Raw genomic sequence first — 25,777 nt, forward strand, 5'->3', positions numbered from 1 at the left:
CTTCCCCTCAGACCCTGGTGCGGACGGGTCTTGTGTCGTGGATCCCGTCGGGAGACGGGTCGTTGTCCCCTGACGCTACCTCCCGGCCACGCCCCCGTCCCGTGGGGGCCGTCCCGTGTGCCGGTATCGTTGCTGACGGTCGGCCTCTTCGTAGAGTTCCCCGTATCGGGGAGCGCGAGTCATTCGTACGACCATACAAACGCGTCGGCTTCCGCGAGCGCAACGGAACCCGCGCGCGGAACACCGTGAGAAACACCCGAGACACCCGCCTTCCGCACGCGAGAAAGAGACCCGCCGTGGCCTCCCCGCCCTCCTCCGCAGGCCCTGCCCGCCTGGTCGTCCTCGTCTCCGGCTCCGGCACCAACCTCCAGGCGATCCTCGACGCCGTCGCCGCCGACCCCGGCGGATTCGGCGCGCGGGTGGTCGCCGTCGGCGCGGACCGCGACGGCATCGCCGGTCTGGAGCGCGCCGAGCGCGCCGGGCTGCCGACGTTTGTCTGCCGGGTGAAGGACCACGATTCGCGTGACGCCTGGGACCGCGCCCTGGCCGAGGCGACCGCCGCGTACGAGCCGGATCTGGTGGTCTCGGCGGGATTCATGAAGATCGTGGGCAAGGAGTTCCTCGCCCGCTTCGGCGGGCGGGTCGTCAATACGCACCCCGCCCTGCTGCCCAGCTTTCCCGGTGCCCACGGGGTGCGTGACGCGCTCGCGTACGGAGCCAGGGTCACCGGGTGCACCGTCCACTTCGTCGACGACGGCGTCGACACCGGCCCGATCATCGCCCAGCGCGCGGTCGAGGTCCGGGATGCGGACGATGAAGCCGCTCTCCATGAGCGGATCAAGGATGTCGAGCGAGCGCTGCTCGTCGAGGTCGTGGGGCGTCTGGCCCGTAACGGCTATCGCATTGAGGGACGAAAGGTAGTTTTCCCGTGACTGTTGACCCCACTGAGGCCGCTGTGGCTGCCGTCGCCGCCGAGGCCGGGAAGCGGGCCGTCCGGCGGGCGCTGGTCAGCGTGTACGACAAGACGGGCCTGGAGGACCTCGCCCGCGGTCTGCACGAGGCGGGCGTGGAGCTGGTCTCCACCGGCTCGACCGCCGCGCGGATCGCCGCCGCCGGAGTGCCGGTCACCAAGGTCGAGGAGCTGACCGGCTTCCCGGAGTGCCTGGACGGCCGGGTCAAGACGCTGCACCCGCGCGTCCACGCCGGAATCCTCGCCGACCTGCGGCTGGACTCCCACCGCGAGCAGCTCGCCGAGCTGGGCGTCGAGCCCTTCGGCCTGGTGATCGTGAACCTCTACCCCTTCCGTGAGACGGTCGCCTCCGGCGCGTCCCCGGACGAGTGCGTCGAGCAGATCGACATCGGCGGCCCCTCGATGGTCCGCGCCGCCGCCAAGAACCACCCCTCGGTCGCGGTGGTCACCAGCCCCGGACGGTACGCCGACGTCCTCGCCGCGGTCCGCGACGGCGGCTTCGATCTGAACGCCCGCAAGCGCCTCGCCGCCGAGGCGTTTCAGCACACCGCCGCGTACGACGTCGCCGTGGCCTCCTGGTTCGCGTCCTCCTACGCCCCCGCCGACGACTCGGGCTTCCCCGACTTCGTGGGCGTCACCTACGAGCGCTCGAACGTGCTGCGGTACGGGGAGAACCCGCACCAGGGCGCGGCGCTGTACGTGAGCGGGGACGGCGGCGGGCTGGCCGGCGCGGAGCAGCTGCACGGCAAGGAGATGTCGTACAACAACTACACGGACACGGACGCCGCGCGCCGTGCCGCGTACGACCACGCCGAGCCGTGTGTGGCGATCATCAAGCACGCCAACCCGTGCGGGATCGCGGTCGGCTCCGACGTCGCCGAGGCCCACCGCAAGGCGCACGCCTGCGACCCGCTCTCCGCGTTCGGCGGTGTGATCGCCGTCAACCGTCCGGTCACCGTCGAGCTGGCCGAGCAGGTCGCGGAGATCTTCACCGAGGTGATCGTCGCCCCGGCGTACGAGGACGGCGCGGTCGAGGTGCTCGCCCGCAAGAAGAACATCCGGGTGCTGCGCTGCCCCGGCGCGCCCTCCGGCGCGATCGAGGCGAAGCCGGTCGACGGCGGCACGCTGGTGCAGATCACCGACCGGCTCCAGGCCCCGGGCGACGACCCCGCGAACTGGACGCTGGCGACCGGGGACGCGCTGAACGCCGAGGAGCTGGCCGAGCTGGCCTTCGCTTGGAAGGCGTGCCGGGCGGTGAAGTCCAACGCGATCCTGCTCGCCAAGGACGGCGGTTCGGTGGGCGTCGGCATGGGCCAGGTCAACCGGGTCGACTCCGCGAAGCTCGCGGTGGAGCGCGCGGGCGAGGAGCGGGCCAGGGGCGCGTACGCGGCCTCGGACGCGTTCTTCCCGTTCCCCGACGGGCTGGAGATCCTCACGGCCGCGGGCGTCAGGGCCGTGGTCCAGCCGGGCGGCTCGGTCCGCGACGAGCTGGTGGTCGAGGCGGCCCGGAAGGCCGGCGTGACCATGTACTTCACGGGTACGCGCCACTTCTTCCACTGACACTGACACCGGTGCCGGCGGGGCGCGGTGTGGCGGGGCGGGCGGCGAGTGGGATGACATCGCCGCCCGCCCCGGTCCGGGGCCCGCTCGGCGGGCTCTGAGACGCACGGGATCAACGGGCTCAACGGGGTCTGTGGGGCTCAGCAGGGCTCCGGGCGCTCAGCAGCTCGGCAGCCACTTCACCGAGCGGATCAGCACCTCGCCCTCCAGATTCCGCCGCTCCAGAGGCTGGATGCAGCCCGCCGGCTCCTTGAAGTCCGGCTCCTTGAAGTACCGCGCGCCGGGCAGTTCGTCCCCGTACCCGTTGTTGAGGACCGAGCGCGGCGGGGCCTGACGCCCCCAGTCGCAGGCGGCGAGCCCGGAGCTCCAGTCCCGTTCGTCGTCGTACCAGGCGCACATCTCGCCCTCGCCGTCCTTCTCGCTGAAGAAGCAGACATGGCCGACGTCGCAGCGTTCGTACCCCGCCGCCTCCGCCGTGGGCGTGCCCCGGACCACCAGCATCAGCAGGGTGCACGCGACGACGGCCGCCGCCGTCGAACTCCAGCCGACCGGGGAGCGGAAGCCCGATCCGCGCCGTGTCCCGCGCCGCCGCCCGAGCGGGGGACGGCCCGGGAGCCGGCGGGGGAGCCGGGGCGACGGCGGCAGTCCCGCGGCCGTCTCGACCCGGCGCAGCAGCTCGCCCGTGTCCAGCTCCACCCGTTCCTCGTGGGTGCGGGCCAGACAGTCCGTGACGATGCCCCGCCACGGCGCGGGCAGCTCGTCCGAGAGCCGCAGCTCCTCCTCGCCCCGCGCGTACCGTACGGCGGCGTCCCGGCGGGCCCCGGGCGTGGCTCCGGGCAGCGGCAGCGTCCCGGTGAGCACGAGATGGGCGAGGACGCCGAAGGCCCAGAGGTCGGCGGTGGTGCGGAGGTGCCGGTCGCGCTCGCCCGCGCCGCCCCACAGGAGTTCGGGCGCGGCGCAGTCGGTGGTCTGGAAGGCCGGGGCGTAGCCGTGGGCGCCGTGCGGCTCGGTGGCCTGGTGGAAGTCGCCGAGCCGGACGGTCCGGTCGGCCATCAGCAGCACATTGCCCGGTTTGAGGGCTCCGTGCACCCAGCCGGCGTGGTGCAGCTGGTGGAGGCCCTCGCAGAGTTGGGCGAGGAGCGCGGGGCCGGCGGCGGGGCGCGGGCAGCGCCGGAGCAGCGCGTCGAGGGAGCTGTCGGCCCGCTCCAGCACGACGACGGTCGCGCCGTCGAGGAGGGGTTCGGCGGGGTCGTCCACCGTGCTGATCCCGTACATCCGGATCAGCCGGGGCCGCTGGAGCCTGCGCAGCACCTCCGGTTCGCGCGCGGCGAGTTCCCGGAGCCGGTCGAGCTGGCGGGGGGAGCGGGTGCCGGCGGGCAGGAATTTCAGCGTCGCCTCGGCGGGGCCGGCCGGGGCGTCCGGGGCGCGCCGGCCCGCGTAGACGGTGGCGAACGCGCCCGAGGCGAGCGGTTCGCGGACCTCCCAGGGGCCGACGCGATAGCCGCGCGGGACCGGCAGGGCCAGTGAGTCGAAGTGCAAATTCATCGGACCCGCTCCACTCCAGGCTCGATCTCCGGCGTCGTGCTCGGCGATGCGTCGACGGCGCCGTTCAGACGCCCGACGCTGTTGACGCATACGTCACTGCCCGCGCCCACCGCGCGGTGCGCGTTCACCGTGCGGTGCGCGTTCACCGTGCTGTGCGGGGCGGGGTCCAGGTCCGGGCGCCCGGACGGCGGGGGCATCGCGATGACGTCGTACACGGCAGGCTCCTTCCGTGGAGTTCCGCTCGACGGAGCACGTCCTCATGGTAGGAATCCGCGATAAACGTCCGCACAACAAACGCATATCGCGGCGTTATCACCGCGCTCACGCCGGTACGCGGAAGGCCGTGACCGCCGTCGGAGAAACGGGGGTCACGGCCTTCACCTCTCCGGTGCGGAGAGCCGATCAGTGGCGGGGGCGGTTGAACCAGGCCCCGCCGTCGGACTTGCCGACGAACACCGCGATGAGAATCGCGAGAACGGTGTGGGCGAGACCGATGATGATGAACGGATAGATTCCGAGGATCGCCGTGATGATCGCGAAGACCATCGTGGTGATGCGTATGCCGTTGCCGCCCTTGGCGAACTTCACGGCGAGGAAGATCGCGAGCGCGCCCCACAGCAGAACCAGGACGCCCATGCCGTAGACGGCGCCGCTGGAGAAGTCGGCGAGGTCCTGGAACTGGACGTCGTCCTTGAGCGCCGGGTCCTCCTTCGCGGCGTTGATCGCCGCGCCGGAGAGGAACATCAGCACCGCGCCGATCACCTGGAAACCGGCGATCACGTAGAGCATGACGCGGGCGGCGCTGACGCTGCCGGGCATCTTGGACGGGGCGCCGCCGTCGAAGCCGTCGTAGGGCTGGACGGGCGGGGCCTGCGGGTAGCCGTATCCGGGCTGCGCCGGGGGCTGGCCCTGCTGGGGGTAGCCGTAGCCCGGCTGACCGCCCTGCTGCTGCTGGCCGTAGGGGTTGTTCGGGTCGCCGAAGCTCATGGCGAAAATTCCTCCGTGGGAGTGCGGGGACGACGCGGTCCGAATGGAGGAAGGTCACATGATCAGCGGTTCGCCCCCCAGACTTTCCGCGGCACTGCAGCGGTCATCGTGGTATTAGCGCTGACTTTTTGTCCAGTCGGTATCCCAAGGTGTTGTGCAAGTGCAACCTCTGGTTCCGGTCATCGGGACGCGGTGGGAAGGGGCGGGCGGGACCGTTCGCGTACCGCCGGGGCGGATGCGGGAGGCTTACGGGAGGGCCGGGCGCGGGCGGGATTGGAACCGGGGCGGGTCCATCCGCCAGGATGTGTCCATGACCGCCCAGATTCTCGATGGCAAGGCCACCGCAGCCGCGATCAAATCGGAACTGACCGCCCGCGTGGCGGCCCTCAAGGCGAAGGGAGTGACGCCCGGTCTCGGGACCCTGCTGGTCGGGGACGACCCGGGCAGCCGCTGGTACGTCAACGGCAAGCACCGTGACTGCGCGCAGGTCGGGCTGGCCTCGATCCAGCGCGAACTGCCCGCCACCGCCACCCAGGAAGAGATCGAGGCGGTCGTCCGGGAGCTGAACGAGAACCCCGACTGCACCGGCTACATCGTGCAGTTGCCGCTCCCCGACGGCATCGACGCCAACCGGGTGCTGGAGCTGATGGACCCGGCCAAGGACGCGGACGGGCTGCACCCGATGAGCCTCGGCCGGCTGGTGCTCGGGATCGAGGGCCCGCTGCCCTGCACCCCGTACGGGATCGTCCGGCTGCTCCGTCACCACGGTGTGGAGATCAAGGGCGCGCATGTGGTCGTGGTCGGGCGCGGGATCACCATCGGGCGGCCGATGCCGCTGGTGCTGACCCGTAAGTCCGAGAACGCGACGGTGACGCAGTGCCACACGGGTACGCGTGACCTCGCCGCGCATCTGAAGCGGGCGGACATCGTCGTCGCGGCGGCGGGGGTGCCGCATCTGATCAAGCCCGAGGATCTGAAGCCGGGCGCGGTGGTGCTCGATGTGGGCGTCAGCCGGGACGAGAACGGCAAGATCGTGGGGGACGTCCACCCGGGCGTCGCCGAGGTGGCGGGCTGGGTGGCCCCGAACCCGGGCGGCGTCGGCCCGATGACCCGTGCGCAGCTGCTGGTCAATGTGGTCGAGGCGGCGGAACGCGCGGCGGGTCTCGGCGCGGCGGGCTGACGGAGAGAGGCTGCCCTCATGGGCGTACGGATGAACGACGACCAAGAGGTGGAGGGCGGCGCCTCGGCGGGGCGCGCCCGCAAGCCCGAACCGGCGGCCGCCTCCGGCGGAACCCCCGAACCGGCTCCCGGGCCCACGGCGGAGCCCGGGGCCGCCGCGGGACCGGCCCCCGAGGCGCGCGCGGGCCGGAAGCAGGAGCCCGGGCCCGACACGGAGCCCGGGGCCGAGTCCCAGTCGGAGCCCGGGCCCGAGCCCGGGTCTGAGTCACAGTCCGGGTCTGAGTCACAGTCCGGGTCCGGGTCCGAGCCCGGGGCCGGCGGCTCGTCCCCGCGGCGACGGCCGCCGTCCCTCACCACGGACACCGCGCGCCCCGAGGGCGGCGGCCGGGCCGCGCCCGGGGACGCCCCCGCCCCCGCGCGCCAGTGGCCGCTGCTCACGGTGCTGGCGCTGGTCGGCGCCGGTCTGCTGATCGTCGGCCTCGACCCGTTCGCGCAGGCGTTCCGGATCGGCGCGCTCCTGGTCGGCGCGGGTCTGCTCACCGGGGCCGCGCTCCGCCGGATCCTGCCGTCGGTCGGCATGCTCGCCGTGCGGTCGCGCTTCACCGATCTGCTGACGTACGGACTGCTGGGCGGCGCCATCACCCTGCTCGCGCTGCTGGTGCAGCCGGAGCCCTGGCTGGAGCTGCCGTTCCTGGAGGACGTGGTCCGCTTCACGTTCCGGGAGTAGCGCGTTCACCAGCGGTTCGTTCCGGAGACGCCCGCCCTTTCCCCCGAGGAAGGGCGGGCGTCGTCCGTGTGAGCCAGAGTCGTCCGTGCGCCCCTCCCGACTCAAGGGACGGGTGTGGCCTGTGGCACGGAAGTGACCATTCCGTCGCGGTGTGATCGTCCTGTCGCGAATGGCACACTGTGGCGGCGGCCGAGATGGGGCGCACAAGGAGCGCGTGCGCCGTCCCGGATGCTCCCGTGCACGCCGGTGTCAGAAGCTGACATCCTGGACCCGCGCATCTCATCGGATGGTCCGATCTGTCGGCACCGGACGGCGCGAGGGTGGACGGGCGCGGGTCGCGGCATCCGCGTTCGGGGGACAAAGGGGAAACACCATGGCTCGCTGGAAGGCGCTTCCGGAGGATTTGGATCCGGAAGTCCGTGAGTTCGCCGAGCAGTTGCGTCGGCTCGTCGACCGCAGTGGGCTCAGCATCGCCGCGGTGTCGGACCACACCGGCTACAGCAAGACGTCCTGGGAGCGTTATCTCAACGGGCGGATCCTCGCGCCCAAGGGAGCGGTCGTCGCGCTGGCCGAGGTGACCGGCACCAGCCCGATCCATCTCACCACCATGTGGGAGCTGGCCGAACGGGCCTGGAGCCGGGCGGAGGCGCGCCACGACCGGACCATGGAGCAGATACGGATCTCCCAGGCCCGGGCCGCCCTCGGCGAGGACGCCCCGAGCGCGTCGGGTCCGGGCTCCGGCGGCCCCCAGAGCCGTACGGCCGACCCCGGGCCGGACCGCGTCGCCGCCTGGCCCCCGTACAAGGACCAGCTGGAGCAGGCCGTGGGACCGGCCGGACCCGGTCACGCCGCGGGGCCCGGCCGGCGCCGGCCGGCTCCGTCGCACAGCGGCCGCCACTCGGGCCAGAACGGCGGCGGCCGCGCCGCGTCCGGCGGCAACAGTCGCAAGGCCCTCATGTTCCTCGGCGGAGTGGTGGGCGCGCTGGCCGTGGTCGCCGCGGCCGTGCTGCTGACCGACCTCGGCGGGGGCGGCGACAAGCCGAAGCCCGTCGCCGAGCCGAAGCCGTCCGCCTCCGCGAGCGCCTCGGCGCTGCCCGACGGCGTGAAGTGCTCCGGCGAGAAGTGCGCGGGCGGGGACCCGCAGGTGATGGGCTGCGGCGGCGAGTTCGCCAAGACCGTCTCGACCGCCGCCGCCGGCACGGCGAAGATCGAGGTCCGCTACAGCGAGGTGTGCCGGGCCGCCTGGGCCCGCATCACCCAGGCGGCGCCCGGCGACACGGTGGAGATCAGCGTCGGCGGCAAGGGCAGCCAGAACGGCCTGGTGAACGCCGACAACGACGCGTTCACCCCGATGACGGCCGTCGCCGAGGGAACGAAGGCGACGGCGTGCGCGACGGTGAAGGCGACGGGCGCGAAGGTCTGCACGGACCAGTGAGGCCGGCGGGCGCGCGGGTCCGCCCGGACCGGTGACGGCGACCTGGGCCGGGCCGCGCGGACGGCGACCGGTTCCGGGGTCCCGTCCACGCTCATGAGGCCGGCCGGCGCCGAGGTCCGCGCACACCCGGGGCGGGCGGGCCGGACCGGGCGGCTCCGGAGCGGGAGCACGGGCGTGAGCCGCGCCACAAGGGGCCGACGGTCACCGGCCTGCGGGGTCGGATAGCCTGACCGCTGGATGTCTCTTCACATCAAGATTCGTCTTGAGAGTCGTCCTGGGAATCCGTCACGGAGTCGCACTTCCGTTCGGGATCGCAGGGATTCGTGAGGGGTGGGAAGGGGCGTCCCGGACCCGGGGCAGGGACCCCCACCGCCAGCTGTCTTACGGAGATCGCCATGACCCGCACTCCCGTCAACGTCACCGTGACCGGCGCGGCCGGCCAGATCGGCTACGCGCTGCTCTTCCGCATCGCCTCGGGCCACCTGCTCGGCCCGGATGTGCCGGTCAAGCTGCGCCTGCTCGAAATCACCCCGGCGCTGGGCGCGGCCCAGGGCACCGCCATGGAGCTGGACGACTGCGCGTTCCCGCTGCTGCGCGGCATCGACATCACCGACGACCCCAACGTCGCCTTCGACGGCGCCAATGTGGCCCTGCTTGTCGGCGCCCGCCCGCGGACCAAGGGCATGGAGCGCGGTGACCTGCTGGAGGCCAACGGCGGCATCTTCAAGCCGCAGGGCAAGGCCATCAACGACCACGCGGCGGACGACGTCAAGGTGCTCGTCGTGGGCAACCCGGCCAACACCAACGCGCTGATCGCCCAGGCCGCCGCCCCGGACGTACCGGCCGAGCGCTTCACCGCGATGACCCGCCTCGACCACAACCGCGCCCTCTCGCAGCTGGCCGCGAAGACGGGCTCCACCGTCTCCGACATCAAGCGCCTGACGATCTGGGGCAACCACTCGGCGACCCAGTACCCCGACATCTTCCACGCGGAGATCGCGGGCAAGAACGCGGCCGAGGTCGTCAACGACGAGGCCTGGCTCGCGGACACCTTCATCCCGACCGTCGCCAAGCGCGGCGCGGCGATCATCGAGGCCCGCGGCGCGTCCTCCGCCGCCTCGGCGGCCAACGCGGCCATCGACCACATCCACACCTGGGTCAACGGCACGGCGGACGGCGACTGGACCTCGATGGGCATCCCGTCGGACGGTTCGTACGGCGTCCCCGAGGGCCTGATCTCCTCCTTCCCGGTGACCGCCAAGGACGGCCGGTACGAGATCGTCCAGGGCCTGGACGTCAACGAGTTCTCCCGCGCCCGCATCGACGCCTCCGTGCGCGAGCTGGCGGAGGAGCGCGACGCGGTGCGCGCCCTCGGCCTCCTCTGATCCGCACACACCCCGCGTATCGCCCGCCCCCGGCCGCTTCGGCGCCCGGGGGCGGTGTGCGTCGCGCCTGGACTCCGGGAGGCCGCCGTGGGCGGACGGATCGTCTTTCTGAACGGAACGACCAGCTCGGGTAAGTCGAGCATCGCCCGGGAACTGCTGCGCACCCTGGACGAGCCGTACTTCCACATGCCCGTGGACGCCTTCCACGCGATGCGCACCCGCCAGGAGTACCCGCCGGACCGGATGGAGCGGCTGCTCGAACGGACCTGGCGGGGCTATCACCGGGCGGTCGCGGGAATGGCCGCGGCGGGCAACAACGTCGTGGTGGACCATGTGCTGAGCCGGCCGTGGCGGCTGCGGGACTGTCTGGACCTCTTCGTCCCCGAGGACGTCGTCCTGGTCGGCGTCCACTGCTCCCTGGCGGAGCTGGAGCGGCGCGAACGGGCCCGGGGCGACCGGCCCGTTGGGCTCGCCGCCCAGCAGTTCGACCGGGTGCACGCGCACGGGGTGTACGACATCGAGTGCGACAGCGGCGTCGACCCGCCCGAGGAGTGCGCCCGGCGGATCAAGGAGTTCCTGCCGCTGGCGCCCCGGCCGACGGCCTTCACCAGGCTCCGCTCGTGGGAGGCGGAACCCGTCGAGGGCTGACCGTCCCGCGCCGGACGGCGGCGGCCCGGGGGGACGGGGACCGACCGGCGCGGGGGCGGGGGCCGGCCGGTTTACGTGGGGATCAGCCGGTGGACGCGGGGCCGGGCGGTGGAGGGGAGAGCCGGGGATCAGTTCGGGTAGGCGAGGCCGAAGCGGCCGCCGGCGGGGACTGTGCCCAGGGTCACGGGGCCGTAGGCGAAGGCTCCCTCGGCGCTGACACCGTCCGCCGTGGAGGTGAAGACCCAGACCGCGCCGTTGAAGGAGTTCTCGCCCGGGGCGGTGGCGGCCAGCTCCGAGAGGCCGTCGCCGTTGGAGTCGACGAGCTTGGTGGCGGCGCCGAATCCGTCGGCGGGCTCGGCGGTGCCGGGCACTCCCGCGTTCCCCTGGAAGAAGGTGCGCGCGCCCTCGCCGGTCGGCCCGCCGGCGGTGCCGCGCAGGGCGAGCACCGCGCCGGAGCGCTCCTGGTCGGGCGCGTCCTTGCCGGTGGCGCCGACCATGACGTCCCCGTACCCGTCGCCGTCGGCGTCGCCGATGGAGACCGCCGTGCCGAAGGCGTCCAGCGGCCCCGCGCCGCCCGGCATCCCGGCGGCGTCCTGGTGGAGGTCGCGGGCCTTCGCGCCCGCCGGGCCGCCGGCCGAGCCCGGGACATAGGTGATCTTGCCGCCGGTGGGGAGGGCCGGCTCATGGGCGTACGCCCGGGTGTGGCCGACGACGATGTCCTCGAAGCCGTCCTTGTTCACATCGCCGATGTCCAGGCTCTCGCCGCGCACGGTGGTGCGCCCGAACCCGCTGACGTACGCGGGGGAGGCCAGCCCCTGGCGGGTGCCCTTCCAGTGCATCAGCTCGGGGGTGGTCTGCTCCCCGTACCCCTGGAGTCCGGCGATGTCGGTGATCCCGTCGCGGTTCAGATCGCCCGCGGCCAGCTCCACCATCCGCTCGTCGCGCTGGTTCGGCACCCGCGAGGTGCGGGTGGGGGAGCCCTCCCGGCCGAAGGGGCCCGACAGCAGCCAGAGTTCGTCGCCGTGGCCGGTGGTCGCCACGTCGGAGCCGCCGTCGCCGTCGAAGTCGCCGGTGACGATATGGCTGCCCGAGCGCCGCTCCGAGCCGTCGAGCAGAATCGCCCCGCCCGCGAGCCCGTCGGGGCCGCCCCAGATCACCGAGAGGGTGCCGTCGGCGTTCGCGTCCTCGTTCGGGGAGCCGACGACGAGATCCGCGTACCGGTCCTCGTTGAGGTCGGCGGCGGCCAGCGCCGTGCCGTACGCGTCGCCGGCTCCGGCCCGGCCGGGTATCCCCGGGGTGTCCTGGTGGATGATCTGCTTGCTCTCCAGCCGCAGGCCCGACGGGGAGCCGTACAGCACCGACACATAGCCCGCCCGCTTCTTGCCGTCGACGGTCGCGAGCGGCGCGGCGACGGCGAGGTCCTGGTACCCGTCGCCGTCGAAGTCCTCGGTCGGCTCCGGGGCCCGGGTCTCGGCGGCGATCCGGCCGACGGGTCCGGGGTCGCCGGTGTCGGCGAAGGCCGCCGGAGCCGTCAGGGTGCCGGCGACCGCGAGCGCGACCAGTTTCAGACCACGGGACACACGGCGTGAGTTCACGATCGGACCTCATTGGGGGCGTGGGAGGGGCGAGGGGGGTGAGCGCGCGGCCCGCACGGGAGACGGGCCACGCCCCTGCTTGACCCACGAGGCTCCGGAAGGGTTGCCCCCGGTTTTCCGCCACCGTCCCGGGGCGCACCCGATCCCGCCCTCGCGGTCCGGACCCTGACCCGATCCTGATCCGGACCCTGATCCGGGCCAGGGTCCGGCCCCTGGCCCCGGGGTCCGGACCCCGCCCACGCCCCCCTCAGCCGACGAGATCCCCCGCCCGCAGCCTCTCCGCGATCTCCCGCACCGCGCCCGCCGCCCGGCGCTGGAGATACGGGCCGAAGGTGATCCTGGCCGCGCCCAGCCGGCCCAGCTCCGCCGGGGACCGGCCGTCGCCCGGGCGCGGGGCCGCGTTGACGGGGATCCGGGCCGCCTCGCTCAGCAGCGGGAGATGCTCGGGCGGCATCATGATCGGATAGACGCAGTCCGCGCCCGCCGCCGCGTACAGCCGGGCCCGGGCGGCCCCCTCCGCCGGATCCGCGACCCCGCGCAGGAACGAGTCGATCCGCGCGTTGACGAACAGGGACCCGCCCGCCTCCGCCCGTACCTCCGCCAGCCAGTCGGCGTGCCGCCCGGGGTCCTGGAGCGCCCCCGCGCGGGAGTCCTCCAGATTGCAGCCCACCGCGCCCGTCTCCAGCAGCCGGGCCACCAGCTCCTTCGCGGAGAGCCCGTACCCGGCCTCGACGTCCGCCGAGACCGGCACGTCCACCGAGCGGACGATCCGGGCGACGGCGGCGAACATCTCCCCGGCCGGGGTGTCGCCGTCCTCGTACCCGAGGGAGGCCGCCACCCCCGCGCTCGGCGTCGCGAGCGCCTCGAAGCCCGCGTCGGCGAAGGCGCGGGCGGCGGCCGCGTCCCAGGGCCCCGGCAGGACCAGGGGATCGCCCGGGGCGCGGTCGTGGTGCAGGGAACGGAAGATCTCGACGGACACGGCGTGGCTCTTCTCTCTCCGTACGGCGGCACTCCGCGCACGGCGGTTCGGCGTACGGCATTTCGGCGTACGGCGTTTCTCCCGCACGGCGGTTCCGCGCGCGGCTGTTCCGCGTACGCGACTCTCCGGTACGGGCGGGGGCGGACGCTTCAGTGGGTGTGCCGCTGCCGCCGGGACCCCGGCGTGTAGTGGCCCGGCACCGCCCGGGTGGTCACCTGGAACCGGTTCCAGGCGTTGATCACCGTGATCGCGGCGATCAGCCGGGCCAGCTCCGGCTCCTCGAACTCCCGCGCCGCCCGCTCGTACACCCCGTCCGGGACGAACCCGTCGGTGAGGACGGTGACCGCCTCGGTCAGCTCGATCGCGGCGATCTCCCGGGCCGTGTAGAAGTGCCGGGACTCCTCCCACGCGGAGAGCTGGACGATCCGCTCCACCGACTCGCCGGCCGCCAGCGCGTCCTTGGTGTGCATGTCGATGCAGAAGGCGCAGCGGTTCAGCTGCGAGGCCCGGATCTGCACCAGCTCCAGGAGCAGCGGATCGAGGCCCTCGCGGGCGGCGGCGGCCAGCTGCGCCATGGCCCGGTAGACGTCGGGGACCAGCTCCATCCAGCGCAGCCGGGGGGAGTGCTCGGGGTTGCGTCCGCTGCTCTGCTCGTCGGTCTCAGTGCTCATGACCACGAACCTAACCCCGGGGTGGCACACGGGTATGGTCCATTCCCATGTCGGATTCCTGGGCCACTTCGCGGATGGACGGCGCGGGCGCGGACCTCCATCTGGAGCTGCGCGGGCCCCGGTTGCGCGCCGGTCTGACGGACGCGCTGCGCGAGGCCGTACGCGGCGGCCGGCTCGCCCCCGGCGCCCGGCTGCCGTCCTCCCGCACGCTCGCCGCCGATCTCGGCGTCGCCCGCAACACCGTCGCCGACGCCTACGCCGAACTCGTCGCCGAGGGCTGGCTCACCGCCCGCCAGGGCTCCGGGACCCGAGTCGCGCCCCGGTCCGGCGGCCCCTCCCCGGCAGCCGGTCCGGCCGCCCCGCCCACCGCCCGCGCCACCCGCCCGGGCCCCCGCCACAGCCTGCTCGCGGGCTCCCCCGACCTCGCCGCCTTCCCCCGCGCCGAGTGGCTCAGGGCGTCCCGCCGCGCCCTGACCGCCGCCCCCAACGACGCCTTCGGCTACGGCGACCCGCGCGGGCGGATCGAGCTGCGCACCGCGCTCGCCGGCTATCTGGCCCGGGTGCGCGGCGTGCGCGCGGACCCCGACCGGATCGTGGTCTGCGCGGGCTTCGCCCACGGGCTCACGCTGCTGGGCCAGGTGCTGCGGGCCCGCCGGGTGCGCGCGCTGGCCGTCGAGTCGTACGGGCTCGGTCCGCACCGGGAGATCCTCGCCGGCCAGGGGCTGCGCACCCCCGCGCTCCCCTTCGACGCGCGGGGCACCCGGGTCGGCGGGGAGCGGGATATGCCGCGCGCGGCCGGGGCGGTGCTGCTCACCCCGGCCCACCAGTTCCCGATGGGTTCGCCGCTCCACCCCGACCGGCGATCGGCCGTGGTGGACTGGGCGCGGGCCAGGGGCGCGCTGGTCCTGGAGGACGACTACGACGGCGAGTTCCGCTACGACCGCCGGTCGGTGGGCGCGCTCCAGGGGCTCGACCCGGACCGGGTGGTCTATCTGGGCACCGCCGCCAAGGCGCTCGCGCCGGGGCTCCGGCTGGGCTGGATGGTGCTGCCCCGGGAGCTGACCGACGAGGTGCTCCGCGCCAAGGCCCCGTACGGCGGGGCGGAGTGGACGTCCAGCTCCCTGGAGCAGCTGACGCTGGCCGAATTCATCGCCTCGGGCGCGTACGACCGTCATGTACGGGGGATGCGGCTGCGCTACCGCCGCCGCCGGGACCAGCTGGTGGCCGCGCTCGCGGAGCGCGCGCCCGGGGTGCGGGTCAGCGGTATCGCGGCCGGGCTGCACGCGGTCCTCGAACTCTCCGACGGCGCCGAGGCCGCCGTGGTCCGGGAGGCGGCCCGCCGGGGGCTGGCCGTGGAGGGCCTCTCCCGCTTCCGGCACCCCGGCGTCCCCGGCGGCCGGGACGCGCTGGTGGTCGGATACGGCACCCCGCCCGACAGCGCGTGGGCGGGCGCGCTGGACGCGCTCTGCCGGGCGCTGCCGGGACCGGGCTCCGGCGCGTCGGCCGGACCGGCGGAACCGTCGGACCGCGCTCTGGCGTGAAGTGTTCGACGGGTCTGGAGGGGGCCGTGGGACGGAGTGGGTGCGATGACCACTAGTCTGTCGGCGTTTCAGCACCTTTCCACAACAGTGTGTTTTTCGAACGGGGGCGGCCGGCTGATGGCGCGACGCAGACTGAGGTCGAGCACGGTGGTGCTCGGCGGCATGGGCCTACTGGCGCTGACGATCACCTCCTGCGGGTCCGATCCCGACAAGCGGTGCGCCGACCGGTCGACCTACGAGAACCTCCCCGGCTACGAGTGCGACTCCTCCAGCGGCAAGGGCTCCCACTACTACGGCGGCAAGGTCAAGGGCGGCACGGTCGAGGGCGGCAGCTTCGACAAGTCGGCCGTCGACCGGGGCGGTTTCGGCTGCTCCGGCTCCGGCTCCGGCGGCGGCTGAGCCCGGACGACAGCCGATGAAACGTCACACCATCGAGCCCCGCCCCGGCTGGCAGGAGACGGTCGAGGAGCAGGGCTGCGTCTATCCGCTCACCCGCCACCCCGACGGCTCGCTGCGCCCCTACTGGGACGAGAGCGCCTACTACGAGTTCTCCCTCCCCGAGGTCGAGGCGCTGGAGGAGGTCGTCGAGGAACTCCACGCCATGTGCCTCGCCGCCGCCGCGCACATCGTGGAGCGGGACCGCTTCGCCGATCTCGGCGTCACCGACCCGAGGCTCGCCGGGCTGATATCCGAGTCCTGGCGCCGCAGGGCCGAACTTCCCTCGATATACGGCCGGTTCGATCTGCGCTACGACGGCACGGGCCCGGCCAAGATGCTGGAGTACAACGCCGACACCCCCACCTCGCTGGTGGAGGCCGCCAGCCCGCAGTGGTTCTGGATGGAGGAGCGCTTCCCCGGCGCCGACCAGTGGAACTCGCTCCACGAACGGCTGGTGGCCGCCTGGAGGCGACAGGCGCCGCTGCTGCCGCCGGGACCGCTGCACTTCGCCCACTCCGACGGGGACGAACTCGGCGAGGATCTGATGACCGTCGCCTATCTGCGCGAGACCGCCCAGCAGGCCGGACTCGACACCGAGGCGCTCTCGGTGGAACAGATCGGCTGGGACCGGCTCTCCGGGCGGTTCGTCGACGACCGGCTGCGCTTCATCCGCTCCTGCTTCAAGCTCTACCCCTGGGAGTGGCTGGCCACCGACCGCTTCGGACCGCATGTCCTGGACACCCTGGACAACGGCGGCGGCACCGGCACCACCTGCTGGATCGAGCCCGCCTGGAAGATGCTCCTCTCCAACAAGGCGCTGCTCGCCGTCCTCTGGGAGCTGTATCCGGGCCATCCGAACCTGCTCCCCGCCTATCTCGACGGCCCCCGCGAACTGGCCGCCGAGCGCGGCTATGTGGCCAAGCCGCTGCTCGGCCGCGAGGGCGCGGGCGTCACCGTCCACGAGCCGGGGCACGCCCCCGTACAACGCGACGAACCGTGCTGCTACCAGGAGCTGGCCCCGCTGCCCGACTTCGACGGCAACCGGGTGGTGCTCGGCGCCTGGGTGGTCGAGGACGAGGCGGCGGGACTGGGGATCCGCGAGTCCGCGGACCTGATCACGGACGAGTACGCGCGCTTTCTGCCCCATGTGATCCTCTAGCGATCGCGATCGCGATCCGGGTCCGGGTCCGGGCCCGGGTCCGACACGGCGCGATCCGGGCCCTGGCCCGTACCGGCGCGATCCGGGCCCTGGCCCGTACCCCGCCGGTACGGGCCCCCGCCCCGCCCTCGGTCCCACAGCGCCCCTCAGTCCGACAGCACCGCCCGCAGCTGGTCCAGCCCCCAGTCCAGATCCTCCTTGGAGATCGTCAGCGGCGGGGCGATCCGGATCGTCGAGCCGTGGGTGTCCTTGACCAGCACCCGCCGCTCCAGCAGCCGCTCGGAGATCTCCCGGCCGGTGCCGCGCGCCGGGTCGATGTCCACCCCCGCCCACAGACCGCGCCCGCGCACCGCGCGCACCGCCCCCGTACCGGCCAGCAGTCCCAGCTCGCGGTGGAGATGGTCGCCCAGCTCCTCGGCGCGCCGCTGGTACTCGCCGGTGTTCAGCATCGCGATCACCTCCAGCGCCACCGCGCAGGCCAGCGGATTGCCGCCGAAGGTCGAACCGTGCTCCCCGGGCCGGAAGACCCCGAGCACCTCCCGCGAGGAGACCACCGCCGACACCGGCACCACCCCGCCGCCCAGCGCCTTCCCCAGCAGATACATGTCCGGGACCACGCCCTCGTGCTCACAGGCGAAGGTCCGGCCGGTCCGGCCGAGACCCGACTGGATCTCGTCCGCGACGAACAGCACGTTCCGCTCACGGGTCAGCCGGCGCACCCCCTCCAGATAGCCCGCGGGCGGCACCAGCACCCCGGCCTCGCCCTGGATCGGCTCCAGCAGCACCGCCACGGTGTTCTCCGCCGTCATCGCCGCGCTCATCGCGGTGAGATCGCCGTACGGCACGATCTGGAACCCGGGGGTGTACGGGCCGAAGTCCGCCCGCGCCTCCGGGTCCGTCGAGAAGCTGATCACCGTCGTCGTCCGGCCGTGGAAGTTGTCCGCCGCGACCACGATCTTCGCCAGGCCCTCGGGGACGCCCTTGACCCGGTACCCCCACTTGCGGGCGGTCTTCACCGCCGTCTCCACCGCCTCCGCGCCGGTGTTCATGGGCAGCACCGTCTCCATGCCGCACAGCTCGGCCAGCCGGGTGCAGAAGTCGGCGAACCGGTCGTGGTGGAAGGCGCGCGAGGTGAGGGTGACCCGGTCCAGCTGGGCCTTCGCCGCCTCGATCAGCCGGCGGTTGCCATGGCCGAAATTGAGCGCCGAGTATCCGGCGAGCAGATCGAGATGACGCCGCCCCTCGACATCGGTCATCCACGCGCCCTCGGCGGAGGCGATGACGACGGGGAGCGGATGGTAGTTGTGCGCGCTGTGGGCCTCGGCTGCGGCGATGGCGTTCGTCGATGCGGACACGGGATCTCCGTTCGGTGGACACAGGCATCGGGCGCGGGGCGGGGTGTTGCCCCTGTTCCTATCGTCGCTCGCGCGCCGCACGGGGAAACCTCCGAGGCTCTAAGGTGGACGGTACGCACGGCGACTGGCGTACGCGGACCGACCGCGGTGGAGCCGTGCCCGCAGGAGCAGACGAGACACCGCCCGCCTGGGTGTCCCGGCCACCCGGTCGTTTCCGGGCGCCGACCGCCCTGCCCGTGGCGGGAATCGTGGAAGGCGTCCCGGCGACCGCCCGGGAGCGCCGCCGGACAGCCGTCCGGGCCGCCCCCGGGGACCCTGTCGTCACGAGGACCCGGAGGACACCATGACCGACCGACCCCACCCCGCCCTCTTCGCCGCCGACCCCGAGCTGGCCGAGCTGGTCTTCGCCGAGGAGCGGCTCCAGGCGGAGACCCTCCGCATGATCGCCAGCGAGAACTATGTCTCCCGCGCGGTGCTGGAGGCCTCCGGCACCGCCCTCCAGAACAAGTACAGCGAGGGATACGCGGGCCGCCGCTACTACGAGGGCCAGCAGAACATCGACCGGGTCGAGCGGCTCGCCGTCGCCCGCGCCAAGGACCTCTTCGGCGTCGAGCACGCCAATGTGCAGCCCTACTCCGGATCCCCGGCCAATCTCGCCGTCCATCTCGCCTTCGCCGAGCCCGGCGACACCGTGCTGGGCATGTCGCTGCCCATGGGCGGCCACCTCACCCACGGCTGGGGCGTCTCGGCCACCGGCACCTGGTTCCGGGGGGTGGGGTACGGCGTGCGCAGGGACACCGGCCTGGTCGATCTCGACGAGGTCCGCGAGCTGGCCCTCAAGGAACGACCGAAGATCATCTTCTGTGGCGGCACCGCCGTCCCCCGGACCATCGACTTCGCCGCCTACGCGGAGATCGCCCGGGAGTCCGGCGCGGTCCTGGTCGCCGACGTCGCCCATATCGCCGGACTGATCGCGGGCGGCGCGCACCCCTCGCCCGTGCCGTACGCCGATGTGATCTCCACGACCACCCACAAGACCCTGCGCGGCCCGCGCGGCGCGATGCTGATGTCCCGCGAGGAGCACGCCAGGGCGCTGGACCGGGCCGTCTTCCCCGGGCTCCAGGGCGGACCGCACAACCAGACCACCGCCGCCATCGCGGTCGCCCTCCACGAAGCGGCCTCGCCCGCCTTCCGGGAGTACGCCCACGCCGTCGTCGCCAACGCCCGCGCGCTCGCCGACGAGCTGCTCGCCCGGGGCTTCGACCTGGTCTCCGGCGGCACCGACAACCATCTGATCCTCATGGACCTCACCTCCAGAAAGGTCCCCGGCAAGGTCGCCGCCAAGGCCCTGGACCGGGCCGGGATCGTCGTCAACCACAACGCCGTCCCCTACGACCCGAGGAAGCCCTTCGACCCCTCCGGCATCCGCATCGGCACCCCCGCCCTCACCTCGCGCGGACTGGGCACGGACCGGATGTCCGCCGTCGCCGACTGGATCGACCGGGGCGTCCGGGCGGCCGGCTCCGGCGACGAGGACGCGCTGGCCGCGATCCGCCGGGAGGTCGCCGAACTGATGGCCGCACACCCCGCCCCGGGGCTGCCCGGCTGACCCGCGCCCCGGGGGCCCGCCCGCCCGGACGGGCCCCCGGGAGGGCCGCCGCGCCACGCCGTCCCGGCGGACGGCCCCACCGGCGCACGGAGCGCTCTTCCGCACCTGAGACAATGGCGCGCATGGCCCAAGACCGTCTGCATGGCTCCGCCGAGCCCCCCCGTCCCCGAGCCCTGTCCGGCATCCAGCCCACCGCCGGCTCGTTCCACCTCGGGAACTACCTCGGAGCGATCCGCCAGTACGTGGCGCTTCAGGAGACCCACGACGCGTTCTACATGGTCGTGGACCTGCACGCGATCACCGTGCCGCAGGATCCGGCCGAGCTGCGGGCCAACACCCGGCTCGCCGCCGCGCAGCTGCTCGCCGCCGGTCTCGACCCCGACCGCTGCACCCTCTTCATCCAGAGCCATGTGCCCGAGCACGCCCAGCTCGGCTGGGTGATGAACTGTCTGGCCGGCTTCGGCGAGGCGTCCCGGATGACCCAGTTCAAGGACAAATCGGCCAAGCAGGGCGCGGACCGGGCCACCGTCGGACTCTTCACCTATCCGATCCTCCAGGTCGCGGACATCCTGCTCTACCAGGCCGACGCCGTCCCGGTCGGCGAGGACCAGCGCCAGCACATCGAGCTGACCCGCGACCTCGCCGAGCGCTTCAACACCCGCTTCGGGGACACCTTCACCGTCCCCGCGCCGCACATCGTCAAGGAGGTCGCGAAGATCTACGACCTCCAGGACCCGGCGATCAAGATGAGCAAGTCGGCCTCCACGCCCAAGGGCCTGATCAATCTGCTCGACGAGCCGAAGGCGACCGCCAAGAAGGTCAGGAGCGCGGTCACCGACACCGACACCGTCATCCGCTTCGACCCGGTCGGCAAGCCCGGCGTCAGCAATCTCCTCACCATCTACTCCACCCTCACCGGCACCACGGTCGCCGCGCTGGAGAAGGAGTACGAGGGGAAGATGTACGGGGCGCTCAAGACCGACCTCGCCGAGGTGATGGTGGAGTTCGTCACGCCGTTCCGCACCCGTACGCAGGAGTATCTGGACGACCCCGGGACACTGGACTCGGTGCTCGCCCAAGGGGCCGAGAAGGCCCGCTCGGTGGCCGCCGAGACGCTGGCCACGGCATACGACAGAGTGGGCCTCCTGCCGGCCAAGCACTGAGCGAGCCCTCCAGTATGGGGCCTCGCGGCCCCGTTCCGCTGTGTCCAACGCCTCTGGCCACACAGGCCGTACAGCCGCCACACTGGCGGCTGTACGGTTCCCGTTCCGGCGGGGCCGAATCGTCCGATGGGTGTCACCGCCCACCCGAAGTGTGAAGGAGAACGACGTGGGGACCGTCACGCTCGGCGTTTCGATCGCGGTCCCGGAGCCCTACGGCAGCCTGCTCCAGGAGCGGCGCGCGAGCTTCGGGGATCCCGCCGCCCACGGCATTCCCACCCATGTCACCCTCCTGCCGCCCACGGAGGCCGACCCCGGGCTGCTGCCCGCCGTCGAGGCGCACCTCGCCGAGGTCGCCCGGGGAGTGCAGCCGTTCCCCATGCGGCTCAGCGGGACCGGGACCTTCCGGCCGGTCTCCCCGGTCGTCTTCGTGCAGATCGTCGAGGGCGCGGCGGCCTGCTCCTGGCTCCAGAAGCGGGTCCGGGACGCCTCCGGGCCGCTGGTGCGCGAGCTGCAGTTCTCGTACCACCCGCATGTCACCGTCGCCCACGGCATCGCCGAGGACGCCATGGACCGGGCGTACGAGGAGCTGGCCGACTTCGAGGCGGCGTGGACCTGCGCCTCCTTCTCGCTCTACGAGCAGGGCGAGGACAGCGTCTGGCGGAAGCTCAACTCGTACGCCTTCGGGGGCGGCGGCTCGGTGCCCGCGCAGGGCTCCCCGGCGGACCGGCCCGCCTCCGCCCCCTTCACCGGCTGACCGGCCGAGGACCGCTCCTCAGAGCGGCAGCCGGCGGAACAGCGGGCGCGGCAGATGCCGCAGCGCCGCCATCGCCGGCCGCAGCGCCCCCGGCACCCACACCGTCTCCGAACGGCGGCGCAGCCCCAGCTCCACGGCGGCGGCGACCGCCTCGGGCGTGGTGGCCAGGGGCGCCTCGGGCAGCCCCGCCGTCATCCGGGTGCGCACGAATCCGGGGCGTACGACCATCACATGGACGCCCGTCCCGTACAGCGCGTCCCCCAGCCCCTGCGCGAAGGCGTCGAGGCCGGCCTTGCTGGAGCCGTAGATGAAGTTGGTGCGCCGGGCCCGCTCGCCCGCGACGGAGGAGAGCACCACCAGGGAGCCGTGCCCCTGGTTCTGGAGCGCCGCCGCCGAGATGAGCCCGGCGGACACCGCGCCCGTGTAGTTGGTCTGCGCGACCCGCACCGCCGCCGGGGGATCGCCCTCGTCGTTCGCCTGGTCGCCCAGGACGCCGAAGGCGAGCAGCACCAGATCGATGTCGCCCTCGGCGAAGATCTTGCCCAGCGTCTCCTCGTGGGCGGCCGGGTCCAGCGCGTCGAAGGCCGCCGTACGGACCTCGGCGCCGAGCGCGCGCAGCCCCTCGGCGGCGGCCTCCAGCTCGGCCGAGGGCCGTCCGGCCAGCCAGACCGTACGGGCGCGGCGGGCGATCAGCCGGCGGGCGATCGCGAGCCCGATCTCCGAGGCGCCGCCGAGGACGAGCAGGGACTGCGGGGTGCCGAAGGCGTCCTTCATGACTGACTGCTCCTGTACGTGAGGGGGTGCGGGGCTCACAGGGCGAGCCGGCGGGAGAGGTCGGAGGCGAAGACCCCGCGCGGATCCAGCCGGGCCCGCAGCGCGCGGAAGTCCCCGAGCCGGGGATACATCCCGGCGAGCAGCTCGGGGCGCAGCCGGGAGTCCTTGGCGAGATAGACCCGGCCGCCCGCCTCCGCCACCTCCTCGTCCAGCTCGTCGAGGAACGCGCCCAGACCGCCGAGCCCGGCGGGGATGTCGAGCGCCAGGGTCCAGCCGGGCACGGGGAAGGAGAGCCAGCCGGGGTCGGACTCGCCGAACCGTTTGAGGACCGCGAGGAAGGACGGGCAGCCCCGGCGGGCGATCCGCCGGACGATCCGCCGCAGGGTCTCCTCCCGGCCGTGCCCGACGACGAACTGGTACTGGACGAATCCGTCCCGGCCGTAGATCCGGTTCCAGTGCGGCACCGCGTCCAGCGGGTGGAAGAACGCCGGGATCCGCTGGAGCCCGCCGGTCCGGGAGCGGGGGGCCCTGCGGTACCAGAACTCGTTGAACAGGGCGACCGTGGTGCGGGTCAGCAGCCCTCCCGGTACGAAGGCGGGGGGCGCGGGCAGCCGTCCGGGGCGGAAGGCGAGCGGGTCGCGGCGGGCCCGGGCGGGCAGCGCGTCCAGGGGGGCGTGGTCGCCCCGGGTGAGGACCGCGCGGCCCAGCGCCGCGCCGGGCGCGAGCAGATCGATCCAGGCGACCGAGTAGCGGTGGCGGTGGTCGGTGGCGGCGATCCGGGCCATCGCGTCGTCCAGATCGGTGGCGCGCTCGGTGTCGACGCACATCAGGGAGGTCTCCACCCGGTGCAGCCGGAGGGTCGCCGAGAGGATCACCCCGGTCAGGCCCATACCGCCGGCGGTCGCGTCGAAGAGATCGTCGCCGGGGACGGCGGTGACGACCGTGCCGTCGGCGGTGAGCAGCCTCAAGGACTCGACATGGCGGGAGAAGGAGCCGCTGACGTGGTGGTTCTTTCCGTGGATGTCCGCGCCGACCGCGCCGCCGACGGTGACGTGCCGGGTGCCCGGGGTCACGGGGACGAACCAGCCGAGCGGCAGCAGCACCTCCATCAGCCGGTGCAGACTCACCCCCGCGTCGCAGACGACCGTCCCCGCCTCGCCGTCCAGGCGGTGCACGCGCCGCAGACCCGTCATGTCGAGGACCGTGCCGCCCGCGTTCTGCGCCGCGTCCCCGTAGGCCCGGCCGAGCCCTCGGGCGATGCCGCCGCGCACGCCCCACGCGCGCACGGCGGCGGCGGCCTCGTCGTGGGTGCGGGGGCGCAGCACGGAGGCGGTGGTGGGCGCGGTGCGGCCCCAGCCGCTGACGGAGACGAACGGGTCGGCGGGGGCCGGGGGAGCGGTGGGGAGAGGGTTCTCGACAGGCATGGTTGCGACCGTATCGCCGTGTATGCCCACATTTTTGGAGTGCCTGGTGGACTCGCCGAAATGGGTGATTAAACGAGTGTCATCAAAGAATGGCGAGAAATGTCGAGCGGTCGCCCAGAAGAGTCGCCCGGAGAGCCGGGCCGGGCTCATCGGAAGGGGTGGCGCATGCGATACGCCGACTGCGCGGCGGCCGACGGACGACTCCTCGCGGCGCTGCGCCACTGCGGGCGCCGGCCGGGGGTCGCGGCCGCCGCCCGGACGCTCTCCCGCACCGGCGAGCACGGAGCCCTCTGGCTCGCGGCCGGACTCGCCGGGGCCGCCGCCGACCGGGAGCGCCGGGGGCCCTGGCTGCGCGCCACCGCGGTCGTCGGCGCCGCCCATCTCGCCAGCCTCGGCCTCAAATGGACCCTCCGCCGGCCGCGCCCGGGCCCGGTGCCTTCGACTCTCGGCCGGCCGCGCTCTGTGCCTTCGATTCTCCGCCGCCCGGGCATGGGCCCGAGCCCGGCGCCTCCGGCTCTCCGCCGGCCGGCGGTCCCGGACACCGCGCCGGAGCGGCCCGCCGCCCGCGCGGACGCGTCGCCCGAGGCCCGGGGCGCGGGCCCGGCGCGGCTCGGGCCGCTGGTGCCGACGGCGGGGCCGTACTCCTTCCCGAGTTCGCACGCGACCTCGGCCGCCGCCGCCGCGGTGGCCTACGGCGCGCTGTACCCGGCGGGGGAGACCGCGGTGGCCGCCCTGGCCGCCGCCATGTGCGTGTCACGGCTGGTGGCGGGCGTGCACTATCCGACGGACGTGGCCGCGGGCATCGCGCTCGGCGGGCTCGCCGCCCGGCTCGGCGCACCCCGGACGACCGCCGGACGCCCCCGCCCGAGGCGGAGGGCGGCGCGATGACCGAGCGCGCCACCGCCCTGCTGGGCCGCCCCGAAGACCGGCGGCGGCGCACCCCGGACGGCGCCCCGCCGCCCGGCCCCCGGTCCCTGCCCGGCGGGCTGCTCCGGTCCGCCCGCCCCCGGCAGTGGGTCAAGAACGCGCTGGTGCTCGCCGCCCCGGCCGCCGCCGGCGAGCTGGACTCCCTCCACAACACCGCCCGGCTCGCCGTCGTCTTCCTGCTCTTCACCTCGGCCGCCGCCGCCGTCTACCTCGTCAACGACGCCCGGGACGCCGAGGCCGACCGCGCCCATCCGGTGAAGTGCCGCCGCCCGGTCGCCGCGGGCGAGGTCCCCGTACCCGTCGCCTACGCGACGGGCGCGCTGCTCGCCGCCGTCGCGGTCGCCGGGGCCGCCGCCTTCTGCAACGCGCTGACCGGCGCGCTGCTCACCGCGTACCTCTCGATGCAGTTCGCCTACTGCGTCTGGCTCAAACACGTCCTCGTGGTCGACATGGCCGTCGTCACCACGGGCTTTCTGATGCGGGCGATGATCGGCGGGGTCGCGCTCGACATCCCGCTCTCGCGCTGGTTCCTGATCACGACCGGCTTCGGCGCGCTCTTCATGGTGGCCGCCAAGCGCTATTCCGAAGCCGTCCAGATGGCCGGCGCGGGCGGGGCGACCCGGGCCCTGCTGACTGAGTACACCACCGGCTATCTGCGGTTCGTCTGGCAGCTCGCCGCAGGCGTGGCCGTGCTCGCCTACTGTCTGTGGGCGCTGGAGGGCGGCGGCGGGGACGGCGCGGCCCTGCTGCCCTGGCGGCAGCTGTCGATGATCGCCTTCATCCTCGCCGTACTGCGGTACGCGGTCTTCGCCGACCGGGGCACGGCGGGCGAGCCGGAGGACGTGGTGCTGCGCGACCGGGCGCTCGCCGTCATCGCCCTGGTGTGGGCGGCCATGTACGCGCTCGCGGTGGCCGGTTTGTGAGCTGTGGCTTCTTCGGACGCGGGGGGCAC

23 protein-coding genes, 1 pseudogene and 1 riboswitch are annotated in these 25,777 nt (G+C 73.6%); of the genes and pseudogenes, 15 read left to right on the forward strand and 9 right to left on the reverse strand.

Translation table 11 applies throughout. The features are described from left to right. Positions 1-296 precede the first annotated feature (296 nt). Both purN and purH read left to right on the forward strand, forming a co-directional pair. Positions 297-932 carry a phosphoribosylglycinamide formyltransferase gene (gene purN / locus ACF089_RS11720; RefSeq protein WP_392025097.1) on the forward strand — a complete coding sequence of 212 codons (636 nt, stop codon included), beginning with the start codon at positions 297-299 and terminating at the stop codon, positions 930-932. Continuing rightward, a complete protein-coding gene (purH, locus tag ACF089_RS11725; RefSeq protein ID WP_392025099.1) occupies positions 929-2,530 on the forward strand; it encodes a bifunctional phosphoribosylaminoimidazolecarboxamide formyltransferase/IMP cyclohydrolase in 1,602 nt (533 codons plus the stop codon). Before purN ends, purH begins: the two co-directional genes overlap by 4 nt. Positions 2,531-2,689: 159 nt before the next feature. Here purH and ACF089_RS11730 read toward each other — a convergent pair whose 3' ends face one another. The 3 genes from ACF089_RS11730 to ACF089_RS11740 form a co-directional block, all read right to left on the reverse strand. Beyond that, a complete protein-coding gene (locus ACF089_RS11730; protein ID WP_392025101.1) occupies positions 2,690-4,075 on the reverse strand; it encodes a protein kinase in 1,386 nt (461 codons plus the stop codon). Next, positions 4,072-4,290 carry a hypothetical protein gene (locus ACF089_RS11735; RefSeq protein ID WP_392025103.1) on the reverse strand — a complete coding sequence of 73 codons (219 nt, stop codon included), beginning with the start codon at positions 4,288-4,290 and terminating at the stop codon, positions 4,072-4,074. Before ACF089_RS11735 ends, ACF089_RS11730 begins: the two co-directional genes overlap by 4 nt. Positions 4,291-4,477: 187 nt before the next feature. Beyond that, entirely contained in the window at positions 4,478-5,062 is a 585-nt protein-coding gene (locus ACF089_RS11740; protein WP_392025105.1) for a hypothetical protein, read from the reverse strand. A 310-nt stretch (positions 5,063-5,372) separates the two neighbouring features. Here ACF089_RS11740 and ACF089_RS11745 point away from each other — a divergent pair, with 310 nt between their 5' ends. The 5 genes from ACF089_RS11745 (at position 5,373) to ACF089_RS11765 (ending at position 10,436) form a co-directional block, all read left to right on the forward strand. After that, entirely contained in the window at positions 5,373-6,242 is an 870-nt protein-coding gene (locus tag ACF089_RS11745; protein WP_392025107.1) for a bifunctional methylenetetrahydrofolate dehydrogenase/methenyltetrahydrofolate cyclohydrolase, read from the forward strand. Between the two features lie 18 nt (positions 6,243-6,260). Next, positions 6,261-6,968, forward strand: coding sequence for a DUF3017 domain-containing protein (locus ACF089_RS11750; RefSeq protein WP_392025109.1), 708 nt, complete (start codon positions 6,261-6,263; stop codon positions 6,966-6,968). Positions 6,969-7,341: 373 nt separating this feature from the next. Then, on the forward strand, positions 7,342-8,403 hold the full coding sequence (locus ACF089_RS11755; protein ID WP_392025111.1) for a helix-turn-helix domain-containing protein: 1,062 nt from the start codon (positions 7,342-7,344) through the stop codon (positions 8,401-8,403). A 395-nt stretch (positions 8,404-8,798) separates the two neighbouring features. Continuing rightward, the gene (locus ACF089_RS11760) at positions 8,799-9,788 is read left to right on the forward strand and encodes a malate dehydrogenase (protein ID WP_392025113.1); all 990 of its coding nucleotides are present in this window, start codon (positions 8,799-8,801) and stop codon (positions 9,786-9,788) included. 87 nt (positions 9,789-9,875) lie between these two features. Next, a complete protein-coding gene (locus tag ACF089_RS11765; RefSeq protein ID WP_392025115.1) occupies positions 9,876-10,436 on the forward strand; it encodes a chloramphenicol phosphotransferase CPT family protein in 561 nt (186 codons plus the stop codon). 128 nt (positions 10,437-10,564) lie between these two features. Here ACF089_RS11765 and ACF089_RS11770 read toward each other — a convergent pair whose 3' ends face one another. The 3 genes from ACF089_RS11770 to ACF089_RS11780 all read right to left on the reverse strand — a co-directional run bounded on the left by ACF089_RS11770 (position 10,565) and on the right by ACF089_RS11780 (position 13,681). Continuing rightward, complete coding sequence (locus ACF089_RS11770) at positions 10,565-12,031, reverse strand: FG-GAP-like repeat-containing protein (RefSeq protein WP_392025117.1); 1,467 nt, start codon at positions 12,029-12,031, stop codon at positions 10,565-10,567. Positions 12,032-12,278: 247 nt separating this feature from the next. Continuing rightward, a complete protein-coding gene (locus ACF089_RS11775; protein WP_392025118.1) occupies positions 12,279-13,010 on the reverse strand; it encodes an isocitrate lyase/phosphoenolpyruvate mutase family protein in 732 nt (243 codons plus the stop codon). Between the two features lie 149 nt (positions 13,011-13,159). Continuing rightward, positions 13,160-13,681, reverse strand: coding sequence for a carboxymuconolactone decarboxylase family protein (locus tag ACF089_RS11780; RefSeq protein WP_392025119.1), 522 nt, complete (start codon positions 13,679-13,681; stop codon positions 13,160-13,162). 47 nt (positions 13,682-13,728) lie between these two features. On the opposite strand from ACF089_RS11780, the pseudogene ACF089_RS11785 reads away from it, so the two are divergent. The 3 genes and pseudogenes from ACF089_RS11785 to ACF089_RS11795 form a co-directional block, all read left to right on the forward strand. Further along, positions 13,729-15,162: pseudogene (locus tag ACF089_RS11785) on the forward strand (PLP-dependent aminotransferase family protein); the annotation flags it as partial. Positions 15,163-15,339: 177 nt separating this feature from the next. Further along, positions 15,340-15,621: a hypothetical protein gene (locus ACF089_RS11790; RefSeq protein ID WP_392025121.1), complete on the forward strand. Its 282-nt coding sequence runs from the start codon at positions 15,340-15,342 to the stop codon at positions 15,619-15,621. Between the two features lie 16 nt (positions 15,622-15,637). Continuing rightward, positions 15,638-16,819, forward strand: a complete 1,182-nt coding sequence (locus tag ACF089_RS11795) for a glutathionylspermidine synthase family protein (RefSeq protein ID WP_392025123.1) — start codon at positions 15,638-15,640, stop codon at positions 16,817-16,819. 146 nt (positions 16,820-16,965) lie between these two features. On the opposite strand, the gene rocD is transcribed toward ACF089_RS11795, so the two are convergent. Next, positions 16,966-18,174, reverse strand: a complete 1,209-nt coding sequence (rocD, locus tag ACF089_RS11800) for an ornithine--oxo-acid transaminase (protein WP_392025124.1) — start codon at positions 18,172-18,174, stop codon at positions 16,966-16,968. Positions 18,175-18,284: 110 nt separating this feature from the next. Beyond that, positions 18,285-18,374, forward strand: a riboswitch (ZMP/ZTP riboswitch). Between the two features lie 143 nt (positions 18,375-18,517). On the opposite strand from rocD, the gene glyA reads away from it, so the two are divergent. From glyA to ACF089_RS11815, 3 genes are all read left to right on the forward strand, one after another. Beyond that, positions 18,518-19,783 (forward strand): serine hydroxymethyltransferase, encoded by a 1,266-nt coding sequence (gene glyA / locus ACF089_RS11805; RefSeq protein ID WP_392025125.1) that lies wholly within the window; start codon positions 18,518-18,520, stop codon positions 19,781-19,783. 122 nt (positions 19,784-19,905) lie between these two features. Continuing rightward, entirely contained in the window at positions 19,906-20,946 is a 1,041-nt protein-coding gene (gene trpS / locus ACF089_RS11810; RefSeq protein ID WP_392025127.1) for a tryptophan--tRNA ligase, read from the forward strand. Between the two features lie 166 nt (positions 20,947-21,112). Continuing rightward, positions 21,113-21,700, forward strand: a complete 588-nt coding sequence (locus ACF089_RS11815; protein WP_392025129.1) for a 2'-5' RNA ligase family protein — start codon at positions 21,113-21,115, stop codon at positions 21,698-21,700. An 18-nt stretch (positions 21,701-21,718) separates the two neighbouring features. Here the strand turns inward: ACF089_RS11815 and ACF089_RS11820 are convergent, their stop codons facing one another. Together ACF089_RS11820 and ACF089_RS11825 are read right to left on the reverse strand one after the other, a co-directional pair. After that, positions 21,719-22,474, reverse strand: coding sequence for a decaprenylphospho-beta-D-erythro-pentofuranosid-2-ulose 2-reductase (locus ACF089_RS11820; RefSeq protein ID WP_392025130.1), 756 nt, complete (start codon positions 22,472-22,474; stop codon positions 21,719-21,721). 35 nt (positions 22,475-22,509) lie between these two features. Continuing rightward, complete coding sequence (locus tag ACF089_RS11825; protein ID WP_392025132.1) at positions 22,510-23,898, reverse strand: FAD-binding protein; 1,389 nt, start codon at positions 23,896-23,898, stop codon at positions 22,510-22,512. A gap of 165 nt (positions 23,899-24,063) precedes the next feature. Here ACF089_RS11825 and ACF089_RS11830 point away from each other — a divergent pair, with 165 nt between their 5' ends. Beyond that, positions 24,064-24,786, forward strand: a complete 723-nt coding sequence (locus tag ACF089_RS11830) for a phosphatase PAP2 family protein (RefSeq protein ID WP_392025134.1) — start codon at positions 24,064-24,066, stop codon at positions 24,784-24,786. Then, positions 24,783-25,748, forward strand: coding sequence for a decaprenyl-phosphate phosphoribosyltransferase (locus ACF089_RS11835; RefSeq protein ID WP_392025136.1), 966 nt, complete (start codon positions 24,783-24,785; stop codon positions 25,746-25,748). The genes ACF089_RS11830 and ACF089_RS11835 overlap by 4 nt, the downstream gene beginning before the upstream one ends. Positions 25,749-25,777: the final 29 nt, after the last annotated feature.

It is taken from the genome of Streptomyces sp. NPDC014894 (assembly GCF_043080985.1).
Taxonomy (GTDB): Bacteria; Actinomycetota; Actinomycetes; order Streptomycetales; family Streptomycetaceae; genus Streptomyces.

Excerpts from the sequence above, each read along its gene's own strand:
- ACF089_RS11760 (WP_392025113.1), top strand. The coding sequence starts at position 8,799 with ATGACCCGCACTCCCGTCAACGTCACCGTGACCGGCGCGGCCGGCCAG.
- ACF089_RS11825 (WP_392025132.1), bottom strand. The coding sequence starts at position 23,898 with ATGCCTGTCGAGAACCCTCTCCCCACCGCTCCCCCGGCCCCCGCCGAC.
- ACF089_RS11745 (WP_392025107.1), top strand. The coding sequence starts at position 5,373 with ATGACCGCCCAGATTCTCGATGGCAAGGCCACCGCAGCCGCGATCAAA.
- ACF089_RS11750 (WP_392025109.1), top strand. The coding sequence starts at position 6,261 with ATGGGCGTACGGATGAACGACGACCAAGAGGTGGAGGGCGGCGCCTCG.
- ACF089_RS11790 (WP_392025121.1), top strand. The coding sequence starts at position 15,340 with ATGGCGCGACGCAGACTGAGGTCGAGCACGGTGGTGCTCGGCGGCATG.
- ACF089_RS11755 (WP_392025111.1), top strand. The coding sequence starts at position 7,342 with ATGGCTCGCTGGAAGGCGCTTCCGGAGGATTTGGATCCGGAAGTCCGT.
- ACF089_RS11740 (WP_392025105.1), bottom strand. The coding sequence starts at position 5,062 with ATGAGCTTCGGCGACCCGAACAACCCCTACGGCCAGCAGCAGCAGGGC.
- ACF089_RS11795 (WP_392025123.1), top strand. The coding sequence starts at position 15,638 with ATGAAACGTCACACCATCGAGCCCCGCCCCGGCTGGCAGGAGACGGTC.
- glyA (WP_392025125.1), top strand. The coding sequence starts at position 18,518 with ATGACCGACCGACCCCACCCCGCCCTCTTCGCCGCCGACCCCGAGCTG.
- ACF089_RS11830 (WP_392025134.1), top strand. The coding sequence starts at position 24,064 with ATGCGATACGCCGACTGCGCGGCGGCCGACGGACGACTCCTCGCGGCG.
- ACF089_RS11730 (WP_392025101.1), bottom strand. The coding sequence starts at position 4,075 with ATGAATTTGCACTTCGACTCACTGGCCCTGCCGGTCCCGCGCGGCTAT.
- ACF089_RS11820 (WP_392025130.1), bottom strand. The coding sequence starts at position 22,474 with ATGAAGGACGCCTTCGGCACCCCGCAGTCCCTGCTCGTCCTCGGCGGC.
- ACF089_RS11780 (WP_392025119.1), bottom strand. The coding sequence starts at position 13,681 with ATGAGCACTGAGACCGACGAGCAGAGCAGCGGACGCAACCCCGAGCAC.
- ACF089_RS11835 (WP_392025136.1), top strand. The coding sequence starts at position 24,783 with ATGACCGAGCGCGCCACCGCCCTGCTGGGCCGCCCCGAAGACCGGCGG.
- trpS (WP_392025127.1), top strand. The coding sequence starts at position 19,906 with ATGGCCCAAGACCGTCTGCATGGCTCCGCCGAGCCCCCCCGTCCCCGA.